The organism is Variovorax saccharolyticus (assembly GCF_030316765.1).
GTDB classification, from domain to species: domain Bacteria; phylum Pseudomonadota; class Gammaproteobacteria; order Burkholderiales; family Burkholderiaceae_C; genus Variovorax; species Variovorax saccharolyticus.
The window spans coordinates 376,641-395,399 of sequence record NZ_JASZYT010000002.1 but is presented as its reverse complement, the minus strand read 5'-3'; the positions used below and the strand labels follow the sequence as shown (position 1 = coordinate 395,399).

Genomic DNA, 18,759 nt, shown 5'->3' with positions numbered 1-18,759 from the left:
CAAAGCGGACGCCAGCGTCGGCCCGTCCTTGCGCGTTGTATGCGAAGAGACGAAAGAGCCCTTCCATGACACACCGCAACTCCTTCCTTTCCGGCCGCGCGGCCGGCTGGCTGATCGCCCTGGCGCTGCTGCTGGCCGCCGGGGCCGCGGCCGCCCAGCAGGACCCTCCGGGCCGCGTCGGCCGCATCGACATCCAGCAAGGCGCGGTCAGCTTCTCGCCGGCCGGCGGCAACGACTGGTTCGAGGCCAATGCCAATCGCCCGATCACCACCGGCGACCGGCTCTGGACCGACCGCGACGCGCGGGCCGAACTGCACCTGGGCGCCGACACGCTGCGCCTCGACGAGCAGACCGGCATCACCGTCTCCGAGCTCGACGACGACACGGCCCGCATCACGGCATCGCAGGGCCGGCTGCAGCTGCGGGTGCGCGAGGAACTCGGCGGCCGGCGGCTCGAGATCGGCACCCCGAACCTCGCGGCGGTGGTCGACGGCCCCGGCGACTACCGGATCGAGAGCGACCCCGCCGCCGGCATCACGCGGGTCGCGGTGGCCTCGGGCCGGTTGACGCTGTTCGGCGAGGGCGGCGAATCGGTCGCCCTGGGCGCCCACCAGCAACTCGTCGCTGCGGGCCGCAATCTCGCGGCCGCCAGCGGCGCGCCGACCGGCGACGACAACGGCTTCGATCGATGGGTCGCCGAGCGGGACCGGAGCGAGGAGCAGTCGATCTCGGCGCGCTATGTGTCGCGCGAAGTGGTGGGCTACCAGCAGCTCGATGCCTATGGCGACTGGCAGAGCGATCCGACCTACGGCAACGTCTGGTATCCGCGCGGTGTCGACGCCGAATGGGCGCCCTACCGCGATGGCCAGTGGGTCGACGTGGCGCCCTGGGGCTGGACCTGGGTCGACGCCGCGCCGTGGGGTTTCGCGCCCGCGCACTACGGGCGCTGGGCGCGCATCGGGCCGCGCTGGGGCTGGGTGCCTGGCCAGCGCCACGTGCGCCCGGTGTATTCGCCCGCGCTGGTCGGCTTCGTGGGCGGTGCGGCGGGTGCCAGCGCCAACCTCGCGATCGGCGGCGGGCGCCACGGCGTCGGCTGGTTCCCGCTCGCGCCCGGCGAAGCGTGGCGGCCCGGCTACCGTGCCAGCCAGCGCTACGTCGACGAGGCCAACCGCGCCGCCTTCCAGCGGCAGATCGCGGCGCGCCAGGGCGGCTTCGCGCACCAGCAGGTGCCCGGCGCCGTCACGGTGGTGCCCAGCGACCAGTTCGGCCGCGGCCCTGCCGGCCGGCGCGACGTGGTGCGGCTGCCGGCCAACCAGCTGAGCGGCGTGCCGGTCGGCATGGGCGCGCCGATCCCGCTGGGCGATCACGGCCGCGGCGGCTTCGGACGCCCGGGCATGCCACCCCCGCCGCAGGCGGCGATGCAGGCGAGACAGTTCGAGCAGGTGCAGCAGGTACAGCAGGCGCGGCAGATCCAGCAGCAGCAGATCCAGCAGCGTGCGGTGCAGGCACAGGCGGCGCAAGCGCAGGCGATACAGGCGCAACAGATGCAAATGCTCCAGCAGGCGCAGCAAGCCCAGCAGATGCAGCAGGCGCAGCGGCTGCAACAGGCCCAACAGATGCAGCAGGCCCAGCAACTGCAGCAGGCGCAGCAGATGCAGCAGATGCAGCAGATGCAGCAAGCCCAGCAGATCCAGCGACAACAGATCGAAGCCCAGCAACGCGCTGCACAGGCACAGGCACAGGCACAGGCACAGGCACAGGCACACCAGCAGATGCAGCAGCAGGCGATGCGCCAGCAGCAGGAGGCGCAGCAACGCGCGGCCCAGGCTCAGGCCCAGCAACTTCAGGCGATGCAGCAGTTGCAGGCCCAGCGCGCCCAGCAGCAAGTGCAGGCGCAACAGCAGATGCTGCAGGCCCAGCAGGCCCAGGCCCACGCGATCCGCCAAGCGCAGGAGATTCAGCAGCGCGCCGCGCAGGCCCCGCAGCAGCAGCGGATGCCGCAACGAAGCGGCATTCCGGCGCCCGGCCAGCAGCAACAGCCGGACCGTCCGTAGGCCGCGCGCAGCGGCGACTCCTCGCGCCGGCTACAGTCGGCGCGAAGGAGTTCCCATGCGCACCTACGACTTCGACTTTTTCGTCATCGGCGGCGGCAGCGGCGGCGTGCGCGCCGCACGCATGGCGGCCCAGCGCGGCGCCCGGGTGGCGCTGGCCGAATGCGCCGAACTGGGCGGCACCTGCGTCAATGTCGGCTGCATCCCCAAGAAGCTCTACAGCTACGCTGCCGGCTATGCCGAAGCCTTCGAAGAGGCGGCCGGCTACGGCTGGGACCTCGGCGAGCGGCGCTTCGACTGGAACCGCCTGAAGGCCAACCGCGCGCGCGAGATCGCGCGGCTCAACGAGATCTACCGCAGCCTGCTCGAGGGCGCGGGCGCCACCCTGATCCACGGCTGGGCGCAGCTGGTGGACGGCCACACGGTGCAGGTCGGCGACCGCCGCTACACCGCGCAGCACGTGCTGCTGGCGACCGGCGGCATGCCCTATGTGCCCGAGCTGCCGGGACGCGAGCACGTCCTCGTGTCCGACGCCATGTTCGATCTCAACCCCTTTCCGAAGCGGCTGCTGGTGGTGGGCGGTGGCTACATCGCCTGCGAGTTCGCCTCGATCTTCAACGGCCTCGGCGCCGAGGTCATCCAGCTGCAGCGCAATGCGCACCTGCTGAGCGAGTTCGACGAGGACATCCGCGAGTTCCTGGCCAAGGAGATGCGCCGCGCCGGCGTCGACATCCGCTTCAACACCGAGATCGCCTCGATCCGCCGTCTCGACAGCGGCCTCTGCGCCATCCTGTCGCGCGGCCAGCGGGTGGAGGCCGACGCCATCCTGTTCGCGACCGGCCGGGTGCCGAACACCCAGGGCATGGGCCTCGAGGCGGCCGGCATCGCGCTCGACGAGCAGGGCCGCGTGGTGATCGATGCCCACTACCGAAGCTCGGTGCCGTCGGTCTACGCGGTCGGCGACGTCTCGACCCGCCAGCAGCTCACGCCGGTGGCGCTGGCCGAGGCGATGGCCGTGGTCGACGCGCTGTTCGGCAAGGGCAAGCGACGCCTCGACTACGACTACACGCCCACCGCCGTCTTCACCCATCCGAACATCGGCACCTGCGGCTACACCGAAGCCGCCGCGCGCATGAAGTTCGGCGAGATCACGCTCTTCTCGAGCGAGTTCCGCGCGCTGCGCCACACGCTGTCGGGCAGCCCCGAGCGCACCTTCATGAAGCTGATCGTCGACAAGGCCAGCGACCGCGTGGTCGGCCTGCACATGGTCGGCCCCGACGCCGGCGAGATCGTGCAGGGCTTCGCGGTCGCGATGCGCGCCGGCGCCACCAAGGCGATGTTCGACAGCACCATCGGCATCCATCCGACGGTGGCCGAGGAGTTCGTGACGATGCGCGAACCGATGCCGGGCTGAGCCACAATGGCTTCATGCCGTACATGCCCGCCTTCATTGCGCCCGCCCGCTTCACCGATCCCGACGCCGCCCTCGAGCAAGTCCGCCTGATCTACGACGGCGGCCTGCAGCATCTGCGCGAGGCGATGCTGCGTTTCGTCGCCGGCGAAAGCCTGCCGGGCCGGGTGCGCGCCTGCTACCCCTTCGTGCGGGTGCACACGCACACGGTGTCGCGCCGGACGCCGGCGGCCAACGCCGGGCTCAGCTACGGCTTCGTCTCCGGGCCCGGCCGCTTCGAGACCACGCTGACCCGGCCCGACCTGTTCTCACGCTACTACCGCGACCAGTTCCGGCTCCTGCTCGAGAACCACCAGGTCGAACTCGAGGTCGGCACCAGCACGCAGCCGATCCCGATCCATTTCTCCTTCGCCGAGAACGACCACATCGAGGGAACGATGACCGCCGAGCGCCGGTCGCTGATGCGCGACGTCTTCGACCTGCCCGACCTCGGCGCGATGGACGACGGCATCGCCAACGGCACCTACGAGGCCAAGCCCGGCGAGGCACAGCCGCTGTCGCTGTTCACCGCGGCGCGGGTCGACTACTCACTGCACCGGCTGCGCCACTACAGCGGCACGGCGCCCGAGTGGTTCCAGAACTTCGTGCTGTTCACCAACTACCAGTTCTACATCGACGAGTTCGTGCGGCTCGGCCACGAGGCCATGACCGACGAGAACAGCGAGTACATCGCCTTCATCGAGCCGGGCAACGTGGTCACGCGGCGGCGCGGGCTGGCGGCGGGCTCGAGCTCGATGTACGGCGGGCTGCTCGACGGCAGCCAGGGCACGCCGCCGCCGCGCCTGCCGCAGATGCCCGGCTACCACCTGGTGCGCGAGGACTGCACCGGCATCAGCATGGTCAACATCGGCGTCGGCCCGGCCAATGCCAAGACCATCACCGACCACGTGGCGGTGCTGCGACCGCACGCCTGGGTCATGCTCGGCCACTGCGCCGGCCTGCGCCAGGGCCAGCAGCTCGGCGACTACGTGCTGGCGCACGCCTATGTGCGCGAGGACCACGTGCTGGACGAAGAGCTACCGCTGTGGGTGCCGATCCCGGCGCTGTCCGAGATCCAGCTGGCGCTCGAAAAGGCGGTGGCCGAAGTCACCGGCACCCAGGGCACCGAGCTCAAGAAGATCATGCGCACCGGCACCGTGGCCAGCACCGACAACCGCAACTGGGAGCTGCTGCCGGGCAACCAGCCGCAGCGCCGCTTCAGCCAGAGCCGCGCCGTCGCGCTCGACATGGAGAGCGCCACCATCGCGGCCAACGGCTTCCGCTTCCGCGTCCCCTACGGCACCTTGCTGTGCGTGAGCGACAAGCCGCTGCACGGCGAGATCAAGCTGCCCGGCATGGCCAACCAGTTCTACCGCGAGCGCGTCGAGCAGCACCTGCGCATCGGCATGGCGGCGATCGACATCCTGCGCCAGGAAGGCTCCAGCCGGCTGCACAGCCGCAAGCTGCGCAGCTTCGCCGAAGTGGCGTTCCAGTAGCCCGGGTTCAGGCCAGCCCGAACAGCTCGGGCATCTCGCGCTCGGCCTTGGGCGTGATCGACAGTTCGCGGCCGTCGAGGGCCTGACGCACCCATCCGCGGCGCAGCGACAGCTGCAGGCAGGCCGCTCCCAGCGCGCCGCCGAGGTGGGGGCGCCGCTCGCTCCAGTCCAGACACGCGCAGGCGAAGCGGCGCCGGGCGTCGCGCGCCTGCGCCACATCGAGGCCCAGGCTCTCGAGCGCCAGCGCACCTGCGGGCGTGAGCTCGTAGTCGTTGCCCGGCGCGCCGGCCCGCAGCCAGCCCTGGCCGAAGAGACTGTCGTGCAGCGCCACGCCGGCCCCGCCCGCCATGTGGTCGTAGCAGGTGCGCGCGGCGCGAAGGCGGGGTGGCGTGCTGGGGCGGAACTCGCCGCGCGGCGCGCCCGCCACCACCAGCAGGCCCTCGAGCGCTGCGGCCACCTCGGAGCCCGCGAGCCGGAAGTAGCGGTGCTTGCCCTGGGGCAGCAGCTCGACCAGCCGCTGCTCCCTGAGCCGGGCCAGATGCGCGCTGGCGGTGGAGGCGGCGACCTCCGCCACGGCGGCGAGTTCGGTCGCGGTGCGGGCGTGGCCGTCCATTAGGCAGCACAGCATGCGCGCACGCGCCGGTTCGGCGATCGCGCCGGCCAGTCGCGCGAGATGGGAGTCGGCCGAAGTGGTTTCCATATTTCGATCGTAGACGAAGCATGCCGGCACGAGAAGCTCAGACTTCGCGGCATGAATTCCATTGCCCCGCCCGCCGACGCCATTGCCGCCGTCACCCATGCCCAACCCTATTCCTGGTACGCCGGCCTGCGCCGCGGGCCTGCGCTGGTCTTCGATCCCGCACTGCGCCTGTGGATCGCGAGCCGTGCCGATGTGGTGCGCGAGCTCTTCGCCAACGCTGCGCTTCGCGTGCGGCCGGCCGCCGAAGCGGTGCCGCGCGCGGTCGCAGGAACACCGGCCGGCGAGCTGTTCGGCCAGCTGGTGCGCATGAACGACGGTGCGCCGCACGATGCCCACAAGCCGGTCCTGCAGCGCGCGCTGGCCAGCCTCTATGGGGGTGCGGCGCAGGCCGCGATGCGGCACGCCGCCGAAGGCACGAGGGGCATGAGCCTGTGCGACACCGTCTTCTCGCTGCCGGTCGGTGCGGTGGCTCGGCTGCTCGGCTTCGCCGAGCGGGATCTGCCGCAGGTCGTGCGATGGACGCGCGATTTCGTCGCCTGCCTGTCGCCGCTGTCGGATGCTGCCCAGCTGGCGTCCGCGAGCCTGGCTGCAGCCGAACTCATGGACCGCTTCGAAGCGCTGGTGGACGCCCGGCCGGCGCCGGGTGGCAGCCTGGTCGCGGCCGTGCAAGCCGAGGCGTCGGCGCCGCTGTCGCGCGCGCTGCGTGCGAACCTGGTCGGCCTGCTGTCACAGACTTGCGAGGCCACGGCCGGCCTGCTGGGCAACAGTCTCGCGGCACTGGCGCGCGAGCCGGGCCTGCGCCGCAGGATCGGCGACCGCATGGAGCTGCTGCCGGCCCTGGTGGCCGAGGTCGCGCGCCACGATCCGGCGGTGCACAACACGCGCCGCTTCGTGGTCGAAGCGACCCGCGTCGCCGGCCAGGCGCTGGCGCCGGGCGACGCGCTGCTGCTGGTGCTGGCGGCCGCGAACCGCGATCCGGCCCTGAATCCGGCGCCGGCCACCTTCGAGCTGATGCGCGCCGAGCGCCGCTGCCTGGGCTTCGGACACGGCAGCCACGGCTGCCCCGGCCAGGCACTGGCCCTGAGCCTCGCGGCGGCCGGGCTGCAGGCGCTGCTGGCGAGCGGGCTCGACACCGAAGCGCTGCTGCAGCGCGGCTGGCACTACCGCCCGTCGGTCAACGTGCGCATCCCGGTCTTCCACTGAAACACCGAAGCACGCTCCGAGGCGGGCACCGGCCATTGCCCGGTCGCATCGAGGTAGGGCGAGAGTTCCGCGCCGACCCAGCGCAGCGGCAGCGCGGCGGGCCGGTGCAGCACCGAGACCACGCGCATGCGCAGCAAGCGCTCGGCGCCCTCGAAGGCGGCCAGCTCCGGACCGTCCCAGATCACTTCCGCCGTGACCGCGACTTGCAGCAGGTCGCCGCTGTCGAAGTCGACGAACAGCAGTCCGGCGCGCGGGTTCACGACGATGTTGCCGAGCGTGTTGAAGAAGCTGTTGCCGGCGAAGTCGGGCACGGTCAAGCTGCCGTCGTCGGCCACCCGCACGAAGCCCGGGCGACCGCCGCGGTGCGAGACATCGACCCCTTGCGCCACGCCGGCGGACCCTGCCGCGGGATGCGAGGTGGCGATGAAGAAGGTGTCGGCCGCCTCGATCACGCGCCGCGCCGCGGCGTCGATCTGCTCGACCCGCCGCGGCGTCGCGGCGGGTCGTTCGCCCTTCACGAACACCGGTTCGCGCGCCTGGATGTACTTCGGGCAATTGCCGAAGCTCTGCCGCACGCCAACCGCGAAGCCGCCGCCGTCGACGCCCTCCACCACGCCGTTCATGCGGTTGCGCCGCCGCGTGTGCGGCTCGATGCCGAGCAGGCCGATCGATGCGCCCGGCAGCAGCGCCTGCGCGAGCGGATCGCCGTCCGCCGGCAGCACGTCGACGCGAAGGCGCCGCGGATCGGGCGAATGCGCGAACCCCGGCGGCGCGGCCAGCACGCTAGCCCAGGGCTGCGAGGCCTGGTCGACGCTGCCCACGATCAGGAAGGGCAACTGGGCGAAGAAATCCCGATGCTGGTCCGGCATGTGATCGCGAACGACGCGCGTCCCGATCAGTTCCATCCGCTCGCGTACGCCGGCGCGCGCCTGCATCGCGCGCTCGCCCTCGTGCCACGCCGACGCCACAGATGCGGCGCTCATGCCCGCAGCCCGATGCGCGAAGCCACCATCGGCACGAAGCCCGGCAGCGCCTCGATGCGCGCCAGCCATGCGCGCACCTCGGGATAGGGGTCGAGCGACACGTTGCCTTCCGGCGCGTGCGCCACGTAGCTGTAGTTGGAGATATCGGCCAGGGTCGCCGACGTCCCGGCCAGGAAAGGGCGTGTCGCCAGCTCGCCTTCCATCACGCGCAGCAGATCGTGCGAGCGTGCGATGGCATCGGCCGGATCCCGGGCGAGCCCGAAGAGCACGATCACGCGTGCCACCGAAGGGCCGGCCGCCAGTTGCCCGGCCGCCACCGACAGCCAGCGCTGGACCTGGGCCGCGGCCAGGCCCTCGCGCGGAAGCCAGCGCGCGGGATCGACGGCGTAGCGCTCGTTGAGGTACACCAGGATGGCGTTGGAATCGCAGACCGTGACATCGCCATCCTCGATCACCGGGACCTGGCCGAAGGCGTTGCGGCGCAGGAAGTCGGGGCGCTTCTGTTCGCCGGCACGCAGGTCGACCTCGCGGGTCTCGAAGGGCAGGCCGAGCAGCGACAAGAACAATCGAACGCGGTGCGAGTGGCCGGAGATCGCCGAGCTGTAGACCTGGATCGGCGCGGCGGGACGGGGTGCTGACATGGGCTTTCTCCTGGTTGCTGATGAATGCATCGATTGTTGTTTGTTGCCGATCAAGGAGTAATGGCGTCGTCTGCATATGACTGCTGCGTTTTCCGGTCTAATTGCGCGATGGACCGCCTCAAAGCCATGCAGACCTTCGTGCAGATCGCCGAGCAGGGCAGCCTGACCAAGGCCGCCGACGTGCAAGGCAGTTCCCTGCCTGCGGTGGTGCGCTCGCTCGCCGCGCTCGAAGCGCATCTGGGCGTGCGGCTGTTCCACCGCACCACGCGCCGCATCTCGCTCACCTCCGAAGGCCGCTCCTACCTGCAGAGCGCCCGCGAGGTGCTGGCCGCGGCGGATGCGGCGGACCGCGCGCTCAGCCTCGACGCGGCCGAGCCAACCGGACAACTCACCGTCACCGCGCCGGTGCTTTTCGGCCACATGTACGTGTCGCCCGCGATCGTCCGCTTCCTGCAGCGCTACGACAAGATGCGTTGCACCGTGCTGCTGCACGACCGGTCGGTGAACCTGCTGGAAGAAGGCATCGACGTCGGCATCCGGATCAGCGCACTCGACGACTCCTCGCTGGTGGCGCAGCAGCTCGGCAGCGTCCGCCGCGTGGTGGTCGCGAGCCCCGACTATCTGCGCCGGCATGGCAGGCCCCGGCACCCGCGCGAGTTGCTGGCGGCGAACTGCGTGCGCATCTATCCCACCACCATCGGTCCCTGGCGGTTCCGCGACGAAGGTCGCGCGATCGCGGTCCCGACGCAGGGCAACCTGGAGTTCAACCACATCGCGCCCGCGGTCGAGGCCTGCGCGGCGGGCCTGGGCTTCGGCAACTTCTTCTCCTACCAGGTGCTGCCGATGGTGGCGCAGCAGCGCCTGGAGATCGTGCTCGAGGATTTCGAGCCGCCACCGCGGCCCGTGAGCGTGATCTACCCGCATGCGCGGCTGCTGCCGGCGCGCACGCGCGCCTTCATCGACTGGATGAAGCAGGAGTTCAGCGGCCTGCGGCTCTGACCAGGGCCGCGCCGCGCTTGCGCCACAATGCGCCGGTGCCGAACCCCCTCTTCCACGCCAGCCACCTGCGAAAAAGCTACGGCGACACCACGGTGGTCGACGACCTGTCCTTCGAGATCGCGCCCGGCGAGTGCCTCGGCGTCATCGGCCCCAACGGCGCCGGCAAGACCACCACGATCCGCATGTGCCTCGGACTCACGGTGCCCGACGCCGGAACGATCGAGGCGCTCGGCGGCCTCGCGATGCCGCGCGACGCCCGCGCGATCAAGTCCCAGCTCGGCGTGGTGAGCCAGTTCGACACCCTCGACCCCGACTTCAGCTGCGCCGAGAACCTGATGGTCTACGCGCGCTACTTCGGCATGCGCCGACGAGAGATCGCGCCGCGCATCCCGCAGTTGCTCGAGTTCGCAGCCCTCTCCCACAAGGCCGATGCCAAGCCCGGGGAGCTCTCGGGCGGCATGCGGCGGCGGCTCTCGCTGGCGCGCGCGCTGGTCAACGACCCCAAGCTGCTGATGCTCGACGAGCCCACCACCGGGCTGGACCCGCAAGCGCGGCACCTGATGTGGGAACGCCTGCAGGTGCTGCTGGCGCAGGGCAAGTCGATCCTGCTCACGACCCACTTCATGGACGAGGCGGAGCGCCTCTGCTCGCGGCTGCTGGTGCTGGACCATGGCCGCAAGATCGCCGAAGGCCGGCCGCGCGACCTGATCGCCCAGCACCTCGAACCCGACGTGGTCGAGCTCTACGGGGACGGCGCCCTCGAACTCGCGCAGTCGCCTCTCAAGGACTATGCGGCGCGCGTCGAGGTCAGCGGCGAGACCGTGTTCTTCTACACCCAGGACGCGCGCGGCCTGATGGCGGCGCTGGGCGACCGCAGCGGCCTGCGCACCTTCCATCGGCCGGCCAATCTCGAGGACCTGTTCCTCAAGCTGACCGGCCGCCAGATCAGAGAGGACGGCTGAATGAGCACGCCCCCCAGCCTCGCGCCGATGTCCGCGGCGATCCTCGACTCCCCTTCGGTCTGGCGCCCGCCCGAACTCTCGATGCGCTGGTGGCCGGTGTTCCTGCGCAACCTTCTGGTGTGGCGCAAGCTCGCGATCCCGAGCCTGATCGGCAACATCGCCGAGCCGCTGATCTGGCTGGTGGCCTTCGGCTACGGCATGGGCGCGCTGGTGGGCGAGGTCAAGGTCGACGGCACCGCCGTGCCCTACATCCTGTTCCTCGCCAGCGGCTCGGTCTGCATGAGCGCGATGAACGCGGCCTCATTCGAGGCGCTCTATTCGGCCTTCTCGCGCATGCACGTGCAGAAGACCTGGGACGGCATCATGAACGCCCCGGTCGGCCTCGACGACGTGGTGCTGGCCGAGATGCTGTGGGCCGGCTTCAAGGCGATCTTCACCACCACCGCGATCCTGCTGGTGATGCTGGCCCTGGGCATCAGCCACAGCCCGAAGCTGGTCGTCGCCTGGTTCGTGCTGGTCGGCGTGGGCATCACCTTCTCGTGCATCGCGCTGATCTTCAATGCACTGGCCAAGGGCTACGACTTCTTCACCTACTACTTCACCTTGTTCATGACGCCGATGATGTTCCTGTCGGGCGTGTTCTTCCCGCTCGAACAGCTGCCGGGCGTGGTGCGCACGGTCGCAGCCTGGCTGCCGCTGTCGAATGCGGTGGCGCTGGTGCGGCCGCTGTTCATGGATCAGTGGCCGGCCGATTGGTGGCTGCACGCGCTGGTGCTGGTGATCTACACGGTGGCGGCCTACTGGGTCGCCCTGGGATTGACCCGAAGGCGCTTCAGAGCCTGATTCCTTGCGGGACAGATGTCTCGTTCGCGACTGCAAAGCCGCCCTGCGCTGTTAGGGTCCAGTCCACAACGAGGAGACAAGACATGAACCGCATCCTGAGCGGCGCCCTGCTGGCGGCCACACTCGCATTCGGCGCCTGCACCACCACCGCTCCACCGACCCGTCCCGCCGCCTGGGCCGCGCCCGAAGCGATCGTCGCACCCTCTTCGTTCGCCGGCGTGCACGGCCTCGCGATCGACCGCCAGGGCCGGCTGCTGGCCGGTTCGGTGGTCGGCAACACACTGTGGGAGGTCGACCGCCAGAGCGGCGCGGCACGCGTGCTGGTCAAGGGTCCCGAGGGCCAGGCCGACGATATCGCGGTGGGTCCCAAGGGCGAACTCGCCTGGACCAACTACCTGATGGGCGCCCTGCGCATGCGCGACAGCGACGCGGCGCCGATGCGGGTGGTCGCCAAGGACCTGCCCGGCCTGAACTCGCTCGATTTCGACCGCCGCAACGGCAAGCTCTATGCATCGCAGGTGTTCCTCGGCGACGCCCTGTGGGAGATCGACCCCGCCGGCCAGAAGCCGCCGCGCCTGATCAAGAAGGACATGGGCGGCTTCAACGGCTTCGAGGTCGGGCCCGACGGCATGCTCTACGGCCCGCTGTGGTTCAAGGGCCAGGTGGTGAAGATAGCTCCGTCCGACGGCGCCATGACCGTGATCGCCGACGGCTTCCAGATCCCCGCTGCCGCCAACCTCGATGGCAAGGGCAACCTGTGGGTGGTCGATGCGCGCAGCGGCGAACTGGTGAGGGTCGAGCTGGCCAGCGGCCGCAAGACCGTGGCGAAGCGACTCAAGCCTTCGCTCGACAACCTGGCGATCGCACCCGAAGGCACGATCTACGTGTCGAACATGGCCGACAACTCGATCGAGGCCTTCAACCCGGCCACCGGCGAGCTGCGGCTCCTCACCAGCGGCAAGCTGGCGGTGCCGGCCGGCCTCAAGATCGACGGCAACGACCTCTTCGTGGCCGACATCTTCGGCTTCCGGCAGGTCGATGCGAGCAGCGGCGCGGTGCGCGACATCTTCCGCATGCAGCGCGACCCGGAGCTCGAGTACCCCTTCGCGGTCGGACTGTCGGCGACTCACTTCGCGCTGGCCTCCTGGTTCACCGGCACCGTGCAGCTGGTGGACCGCAAGACGCTCAAGACCACGGGCGTGATCCACGGGCTCAAGGCTCCGGTCGATGCCATCCCGATGGCCGACGGCAGCGTGATCGTGGCCGAGATCGCGACCGGCAGCGTGACGCGCGCGAGCGGCCCGAAGTTCGAGGACCGGCAGCTGCTGGCCAGCGGGCTGGCCGGTCCGGTGCAGATGATCGTGGGCAAGGACGGCGCGCTCTACGTCACCGAGGCCGCGGGCAAGCTCACGCGCATCCCGCTCGATGCCAGCGCGCCGCTGCGCGCCGTGGCCGAAGGGCTGGCGATGCCCGAGGGCGTGGCGCAGACGCCGTGGGGCAGCTTCATCGTGGCGGAGACCGCGGCCCGGCGGCTGGTCGAGATCGACCCCGCGAGCGGCAGCCGGCGCACGGTGGCCGAGAACCTGCCGATCGGCCTGGAGCCCGGACCCGGCCTGCCGCCGCCCTACGTGCAGACCGGCGTGGCGGTCGGCAGCGACGGCACGATCTACATGACGGCGGACCGCAACAACGCGCTCTATCGGATCCGGCCGCAGCGCTGAGCCTCAGGCGGCGCAGTAGACCGCTATCCGGCGCGGCGGCCCTGGCCGGCGGCAGGTAGCCACTTCCCGCAAGCGCCGCCTGCCGGGCCGGCCTAGAGTAGCCGGGCTATCCCAGGAAGGACCCGGCCCGCATGAACTACACCCACGAACACCTCGAGATCCAGAAGACGATGCGCCGCTTCATCGACGAGGAGATCAACCCGCACGTCGACGAATGGGAGGCCGCCGAGGCCTTCCCGGCCCACGAGGTGTTCGCCCGCCTCGGCGCGCTCGGCCTGCTGGGCCTGAACAAGCCCGAGGAATACGGCGGCGCCGGGCTCGACTATTCCTACGCGATGGCGCTGGCCGAGGCGCTCGGCCACGTGCGCTGCGGCGGCGTGCCGATGGCCATCGGTGTCCAGACCGACATGTGCACCCCGGCGCTGGCGCGCTTCGGCAGCGACGAACTGCGGCGCGAGTTCCTGGCCCCGGCCATCGCCGGCCAGACCGTCGGCTGCATCGGCGTCAGCGAGCCCGGCGCCGGCAGCGACGTCGCCGGCCTCAAGAGCCATGCGCGCAAGGATGGCGACGACTACCTCATCAGCGGCCAGAAGATGTGGATCACCAACAGCCTGCAGGCCGACTGGATGTGCATGCTGGTCAACACCAGCGATGGCCCGGTGCACCGCAACAAGTCGCTCGTGATGGTGCCGATGGACAGCCCCGGCATCGAAAAGGCCCAGAAGATCCGCAAGATCGGCATGCATTCGAGCGACACCGGCCTGATCTACTTCGACAACGTCCGCGTGCCGCAGCGCTATCGCATCGGCGAGGAGGGCCAGGGCTTCGTCTACCAGATGCAGCAGTTCCAGGAAGAGCGCCTGTGGTGCGCCGCCAGTTCGCTGGCGCCGCTCGACGACTGCATCGCCGACACCATCGAATGGGCGCAGCAGCGCAAGCTCTTCGGCGGCACGCTGGCCGACCAGCAATGGGTGCAGTTCAAGCTGGCCGAGCTCAAGACCGAGGTCGAGGCCCTGCGCGCCCTCACCTACCGCGCCTGCGACCTGCACGTGCAGGGCCAGGACGTGACCGAGCTGGCCTCGATGGCCAAGCTCAAGACCGGCAGGCTCACACGCGAGGTCTCCGACACCTGCCTGCAGTTCTGGGGCGGCATGGGCTTCACCTGGGAGAACCGGGTCTCGCGCCTGTACCGCGACGGCCGGCTGGCCTCGATCGGCGGCGGCGCCGACGAGGTCATGCTCGGCATCCTCGCGAAAACCATGGGCATCGCCAAGCGGCCGCCGCGCGAGTGAGGGCGCCGCGCTGCCTGACTACCGCTCTGGCTTCGGAGTACCGGCGCCGGCCTGAAGCGCGCGCAGCTTGTCCTTCTTGCTGGGCCGCTTGCCCTTGATGCCACCGGTGCCCGGCTCGCCCGCTGGCGCCGGCGGCGGCGCCTCGACCGGTTCGAAGCCGGCCACGCGCTCGCGCGGCACGTTGAGGCCCTGGCGCTTCTCGATCAGCCTGAAGTGGGCTTCCGAGTCGGCGCTCACGAAGCTCACCGCGACACCGGTTTCGCCGGCCCGGCCGGTGCGTCCGATGCGGTGCACGTAGTCGACCGCCGAGCGCGGCAGATCGTAGTTCACCACCACCGGCAACTGCGCGACGTCGATGCCGCGGGCCGCCAGGTCGGTGGCCACCACCACCTGCACCCGCGAGGCCTTGAAGTCGGCCAGCACCTGGGTTCGCTTGCCCTGGCTGAGCACGCCATGGAAGGGCTCGGCCTCGACCCCGGCGCGGCGCAGCTTGTCGGCCACCACCTCGGCGCCGTGCTTGGTGGCGACGAAGACCAGCACCCGGGTCCAGCCGCTGCCCTTGACCAGCTGGCGCAGCAGCTGGGTGCGCCGGCCGGCATCGACCTCGATCGCCCGCTGCTGGATGGCCGGGGGCTCCCCGGCCGGCTCGCCTTCCACTTCGACGCGCACCGGGTCCCGCAGCAGGCGCTCGGCCAGCGACTGGATCGCCGGCGGGAAAGTGGCCGAGAACAGCAGGTTCTGGCGCCGCTCGGGCAAGAGCGCCAGGATGCGCCCCAGTTCCTCCGCGAAGCCGAGGTCGAACAGGCGGTCGGCCTCGTCGAGCACCAGCGTGGACACCGACGACAGCCGCAGGGCGCGATGGTCCAGCAGGTCGAGCAGGCGCCCTGGCGTGGCCACCATGATGTCGGCGCCGCCGCGCAGCGCCATCATCTGCGGATTGATCGACACGCCGCCGAAGGCCACCGCGATGCGCACCGGCACCGGCAGGTGCTGCGCCAGGCTGCGCATCGACTCGCCCACCTGCGCCGCCAGTTCGCGCGTCGGCACCAGGACCAGCACCTGCAGCCGGCGCGGCGCCTGACGGCCCGCAGCGGCGAGCCGCTGCAGCAGGGGCAGCGAGAATGCGGCGGTCTTGCCGGAGCCGGTGCGGGCCGCTCCCAGCAGGTCGCGCCCCTGGAGAATCGCCGGAATGGCCTCGACCTGGATCGCGGTCGGCGCGAGATAGCCCTTTTCAGTGGCGGCGCGCACCAGGGAAGGGTCGAGTCCGAGCGAATGGAATGGCATGGGCAGAGGGCCGGCGAAGGGCCGATGGACGAACAGAGAGGGCGGCAAGCGCCGCGGAGATCGAGGAGCATAGCCACCATGAACCCGGAAGACCTGGAAAAGCTCGTGACCCGCGAGATGCCCTTCGGCAAGTACAAGGGCCGGCTGATCGCCGACCTGCCCGGAAACTACCTCACCTGGTTCGCCCGGGAGGGATTTCCGCCCGGGGAGATCGGCCGCCTGCTGGGCCTGATGCATGAAATCGACCACAACGGCCTCAAAACGCTGCTGAACCCGCTTCGCCGCAGGCCACCAGGCTGATTTCGTCTCATTTTCTGCAGTGCAGCATCAAATAGGCAGGAAATTCAAGAAGAAATTTACCCAAAAGATCTTTTGTGCATGACAATGCCGAAGCGTTTCTGGCAGTTCCATGCCGGAACCGTGAACCGGTGATCGGTCAGTTTCGCGCCACAGCGCCATTTGTTTGTTGTGATTCTGGGACTCCATCGCTTTGTTTTTTTGGTTTGATTAGGAGTCCCTCCATGGGCAAGAAACTCTACGTAGGCAACCTCGCCTACTCCATCCGCGACAACGACCTCGAACAGGCTTTCAGCCAGTACGGCTCGGTTGCCAGCGCCAAGGTCATGATGGAACGCGACAGCGGTCGCTCCAAGGGCTTCGGCTTCGTCGAAATGGGCACCGACGCTGAAGCGCTGGCAGCCATCGAAGGCCTGAACGGCCAAGCACTCGACGGCCGCAGCCTGACCGTCAATGAAGCCCGTCCGATGGAGCCCCGTTCGCCCGGCGGCTTCGGCGGCGGCGGTGGCCGCAGCGGTGGCGGCGGCTACGGCGGCGGCGGCGGTGGTGGCGGCTACGGTGGTGGCGGCGGCGGCAACCGCAGCGGCGGTGGCGGCTACGGCGGCGGCGGCGGTGGCCGCGGCGGCTACTAAGCCCTCCCCTGCTCCAAGCAAAAAAGGCTCCTTCGGGAGCCTTTTTCGTTGGCGCTCCAAAACCCGGTACGTGGAAGTCCGTACAGTCCCGGTCAGCCCACCGTCAGGCGCTGGCGACGACCCTCGAAGGCACTTCAACGAGGGTCGAGACAATGCGTATCAAGAGTCAGGCTGACTTCTTTTCGGGAGTCATGTTCACCACGGTGGGGGCGGCGTTCGCCATCGGCGCCACCACCTACAACATCGGCGACGGGGCCCGCATGGGGCCCGGCTACTTCCCGCTCATGCTGGGCATCCTGCTGGCCATCCTGGGGGCGCTGGTGATGTTCCAGTCGCTGGTGGTCGAGACGGTCGATGGCGATCCGATCGGCAAATGGGCCTGGAAGCCGCTGTTCTTCGTCATCGCGGCCAACCTGGCCTTCGGCGTGCTGCTCGGCGGACTGCCCAGCGTCGGCGTGCCGGCCATGGGCATGATCATCGCGATCTACGCCCTGGTCATCATCTCCAGCCTCGCGGGCGAGCACTTCAAGCTGCGCGACGTGCTGATTCTCTCGACCATCCTGGCGGCAGGCAGCTACGTGGCGTTCATCTGGGCGCTCAAGTTGCAGATCCAGGTCTGGCCCACTTTCATTTCGGGCTGAGGAGACCTTCGCCATGGAACTGTTCCACAACCTCGCGATCGGCTTCGGCGTCGCCTTCACTTTCACCAACCTGCTGTACTGCCTGGTCGGCTGCATTCTCGGCACGCTGATCGGCGTGCTGCCAGGCATCGGCCCGGTCGCCACCATCGCGATGCTGCTGCCGGCGACCTACGCGCTGCCGCCGGTGTCGGCCCTGATCATGTTGGCCGGCATCTACTACGGCGCCCAGTACGGCGGCTCCACCACCGCCATCCTGGTCAACCTGCCCGGCGAGTCGTCCTCGGTCGTGACCTGCATCGACGGCTACCAGATGGCAAGGCAGGGCCGGGCCGGTCCGGCGCTGGCTGCCGCCGGCCTGGGCTCCTTCTTCGCCGGCTGCGTGGGCACGCTGATCCTGGCCGCCTTCGCGCCGCCGCTGACCGAGTTGGCTTTCAAGTTCGGCCCGGCCGAGTATTTCTCGCTGATGGTGCTGGGTCTGATCGGCGCCGTGGTGCTGGCCTCGGGCTCGCTGCTCAAGGCGGTGGCGATGATCGTGCTGGGCCTCTTGCTCGGCATCGTCGGCACCGACGTGAATTCGGGCGTGGCGCGCTTCAGCTTCGACATCCCGGAACTCACCGACGGCATCGGCTTCGTGGTGATCGCCATGGGCGTGTTCGGCTACGGCGAAATCATCGGCAACCTGTCGCAGCCCGACGAGGAGCGCGAGGTGTTCACCTCCGAGGTCAAGGGCCTGTGGCCGACCAAGGACGACTTCAAGCGCATGGCGCCCGCGGTGCTGCGCGGCACGACGCTGGGCTCCGCGCTCGGCATCCTGCCCGGCGGCGGTGCGCTGCTCGCTTCGTTCGCAGCCTATGCGCTCGAGAAGAAGATCAAGATGCAAGCCGGCGAAGTGCCCTTCGGCCGGGGCAACATCCGCGGCGTGGCATCGCCCGAGTCGGCCAATAACGCCGGCGCGCAGACCTCCTTCATCCCGCTGCTGACCCTGGGCATCCCGCCCAACGCCGTGATGGCGCTGATGGTCGGTGCGATGACGATCCACAACATCCAGCCCGGCCCGCAGGTGATGACCAGCAACCCCGAGCTGTTCTGGGGCCTGATCGCCTCGATGTGGATCGGCAACGCGATGCTGATCATCCTGAACCTGCCGCTGATCGGCATGTGGATCAAGCTCTTGACGGTGCCCTACAAGTTCCTGTTCCCGGCGATCGTGCTGTTCTGCGCCATCGGCGTGTACTCGACCAACAACAACACCTTCGACATCTGGATGGTGGCGGCCTTCGGTTTCATCGGCTATCTCTTCATCAAGCTGCGGACCGAGCCGGCACCGCTGCTGCTGGGCTTCATCCTGGGCCCGATGATGGAAGAGAACCTGCGCCGCGCGCTGCTGCTGTCGCGCGGCACCTGGAGCGTCTTCGTCACGCGGCCGCTGTCCGCCGGGCTGCTGGTCGCGGCCTGCCTGCTGCTGGGGATCGTGCTGCTGCCGTCGATCAAGGCGAAGCGGGAAGAAGCCTTTGTAGAGGAGTAATCGCCTGCCGGGGAACGGTGGTCCGCCTGTCCTTCGGCT

At 69.6% G+C, this 18,759-nt stretch carries 17 protein-coding genes; 13 read left to right on the top strand and 4 right to left on the bottom strand.

Going from position 1 to position 18,759, the window contains the following annotated elements; translation table 11 throughout:
- Positions 1–65 precede the first annotated feature (65 nt).
- The 3 genes from QTI45_RS07985 to QTI45_RS07975 are packed head-to-tail and all read left to right on the top strand — an operon-like array spanning position 66 to position 4,997.
- Entirely contained in the window at positions 66–2,054 is a 1,989-nt protein-coding gene (locus QTI45_RS07985) for a DUF6600 domain-containing protein (protein ID WP_286653974.1), read from the top strand.
- Positions 2,055–2,109: 55 nt separating this feature from the next.
- Complete coding sequence (gene gorA / locus QTI45_RS07980) at positions 2,110–3,465, top strand: glutathione-disulfide reductase (protein WP_286653973.1); 1,356 nt, start codon at positions 2,110–2,112, stop codon at positions 3,463–3,465.
- A gap of 14 nt (positions 3,466–3,479) precedes the next feature.
- A complete protein-coding gene (locus QTI45_RS07975; protein WP_286372788.1) occupies positions 3,480–4,997 on the top strand; it encodes an AMP nucleosidase in 1,518 nt (505 codons plus the stop codon).
- Between the two features lie 7 nt (positions 4,998–5,004).
- Here the strand turns inward: QTI45_RS07975 and QTI45_RS07970 are convergent, their stop codons facing one another.
- Complete coding sequence (locus QTI45_RS07970) at positions 5,005–5,697, bottom strand: ArsR/SmtB family transcription factor (protein ID WP_286653972.1); 693 nt, start codon at positions 5,695–5,697, stop codon at positions 5,005–5,007.
- Positions 5,698–5,748: 51 nt separating this feature from the next.
- On the opposite strand from QTI45_RS07970, the gene QTI45_RS07965 reads away from it, so the two are divergent.
- Positions 5,749–6,900 (top strand): cytochrome P450, encoded by a 1,152-nt coding sequence (locus QTI45_RS07965; RefSeq protein ID WP_286653971.1) that lies wholly within the window; start codon positions 5,749–5,751, stop codon positions 6,898–6,900.
- Here the strand turns inward: QTI45_RS07965 and QTI45_RS07960 are convergent.
- Both QTI45_RS07960 and QTI45_RS07955 read right to left on the bottom strand, forming a co-directional pair.
- A complete protein-coding gene (locus QTI45_RS07960) occupies positions 6,858–7,883 on the bottom strand; it encodes a pyridoxamine 5'-phosphate oxidase family protein (RefSeq protein WP_286653970.1) in 1,026 nt (341 codons plus the stop codon). The two genes, QTI45_RS07965 and QTI45_RS07960, sit on opposite strands and share 43 nt — an antisense overlap.
- Positions 7,880–8,524: a glutathione S-transferase family protein gene (locus tag QTI45_RS07955; protein WP_286653969.1), complete on the bottom strand. Its 645-nt coding sequence runs from the start codon at positions 8,522–8,524 to the stop codon at positions 7,880–7,882. Before QTI45_RS07955 ends, QTI45_RS07960 begins: the two co-directional genes overlap by 4 nt.
- A 108-nt stretch (positions 8,525–8,632) precedes the next feature.
- Between QTI45_RS07955 and QTI45_RS07950 the strand changes: the two genes are divergently transcribed.
- The 5 genes from QTI45_RS07950 (at position 8,633) to QTI45_RS07930 (ending at position 14,341) form a co-directional block, all read left to right on the top strand.
- Entirely contained in the window at positions 8,633–9,523 is an 891-nt protein-coding gene (locus QTI45_RS07950; protein ID WP_286653968.1) for a LysR family transcriptional regulator, read from the top strand.
- A 35-nt stretch (positions 9,524–9,558) separates the two neighbouring features.
- Positions 9,559–10,485: an ATP-binding cassette domain-containing protein gene (locus QTI45_RS07945; RefSeq protein ID WP_286372782.1), complete on the top strand. Its 927-nt coding sequence runs from the start codon at positions 9,559–9,561 to the stop codon at positions 10,483–10,485.
- Complete coding sequence (locus QTI45_RS07940) at positions 10,486–11,328, top strand: ABC transporter permease (RefSeq protein WP_286653967.1); 843 nt, start codon at positions 10,486–10,488, stop codon at positions 11,326–11,328.
- 83 nt (positions 11,329–11,411) lie between these two features.
- Positions 11,412–13,049 carry a Vgb family protein gene (locus QTI45_RS07935; RefSeq protein WP_286653966.1) on the top strand — a complete coding sequence of 546 codons (1,638 nt, stop codon included), beginning with the start codon at positions 11,412–11,414 and terminating at the stop codon, positions 13,047–13,049.
- A 131-nt stretch (positions 13,050–13,180) separates the two neighbouring features.
- Positions 13,181–14,341, top strand: coding sequence for an acyl-CoA dehydrogenase family protein (locus tag QTI45_RS07930; protein WP_286372779.1), 1,161 nt, complete (start codon positions 13,181–13,183; stop codon positions 14,339–14,341).
- An 18-nt stretch (positions 14,342–14,359) separates the two neighbouring features.
- On the opposite strand, the gene QTI45_RS07925 is transcribed toward QTI45_RS07930, so the two are convergent.
- A complete protein-coding gene (locus tag QTI45_RS07925; RefSeq protein WP_286653965.1) occupies positions 14,360–15,625 on the bottom strand; it encodes a DEAD/DEAH box helicase in 1,266 nt (421 codons plus the stop codon).
- 78 nt (positions 15,626–15,703) lie between these two features.
- Here QTI45_RS07925 and QTI45_RS07920 point away from each other — a divergent pair, with 78 nt between their 5' ends.
- The 4 genes from QTI45_RS07920 (at position 15,704) to QTI45_RS07905 (ending at position 18,720) form a co-directional block, all read left to right on the top strand.
- On the top strand, positions 15,704–15,925 hold the full coding sequence (locus QTI45_RS07920) for a DUF3820 family protein (RefSeq protein ID WP_286372777.1): 222 nt from the start codon (positions 15,704–15,706) through the stop codon (positions 15,923–15,925).
- A gap of 221 nt (positions 15,926–16,146) precedes the next feature.
- Positions 16,147–16,554, top strand: coding sequence for an RNA-binding regulator (gene rbp, locus QTI45_RS07915; protein WP_286372776.1), 408 nt, complete (start codon positions 16,147–16,149; stop codon positions 16,552–16,554).
- A 152-nt stretch (positions 16,555–16,706) separates the two neighbouring features.
- Positions 16,707–17,195: a tripartite tricarboxylate transporter TctB family protein gene (locus tag QTI45_RS07910; protein WP_286372775.1), complete on the top strand. Its 489-nt coding sequence runs from the start codon at positions 16,707–16,709 to the stop codon at positions 17,193–17,195.
- Positions 17,196–17,208: 13 nt separating this feature from the next.
- Complete coding sequence (locus QTI45_RS07905; RefSeq protein WP_286372774.1) at positions 17,209–18,720, top strand: tripartite tricarboxylate transporter permease; 1,512 nt, start codon at positions 17,209–17,211, stop codon at positions 18,718–18,720.
- Positions 18,721–18,759: the final 39 nt, after the last annotated feature.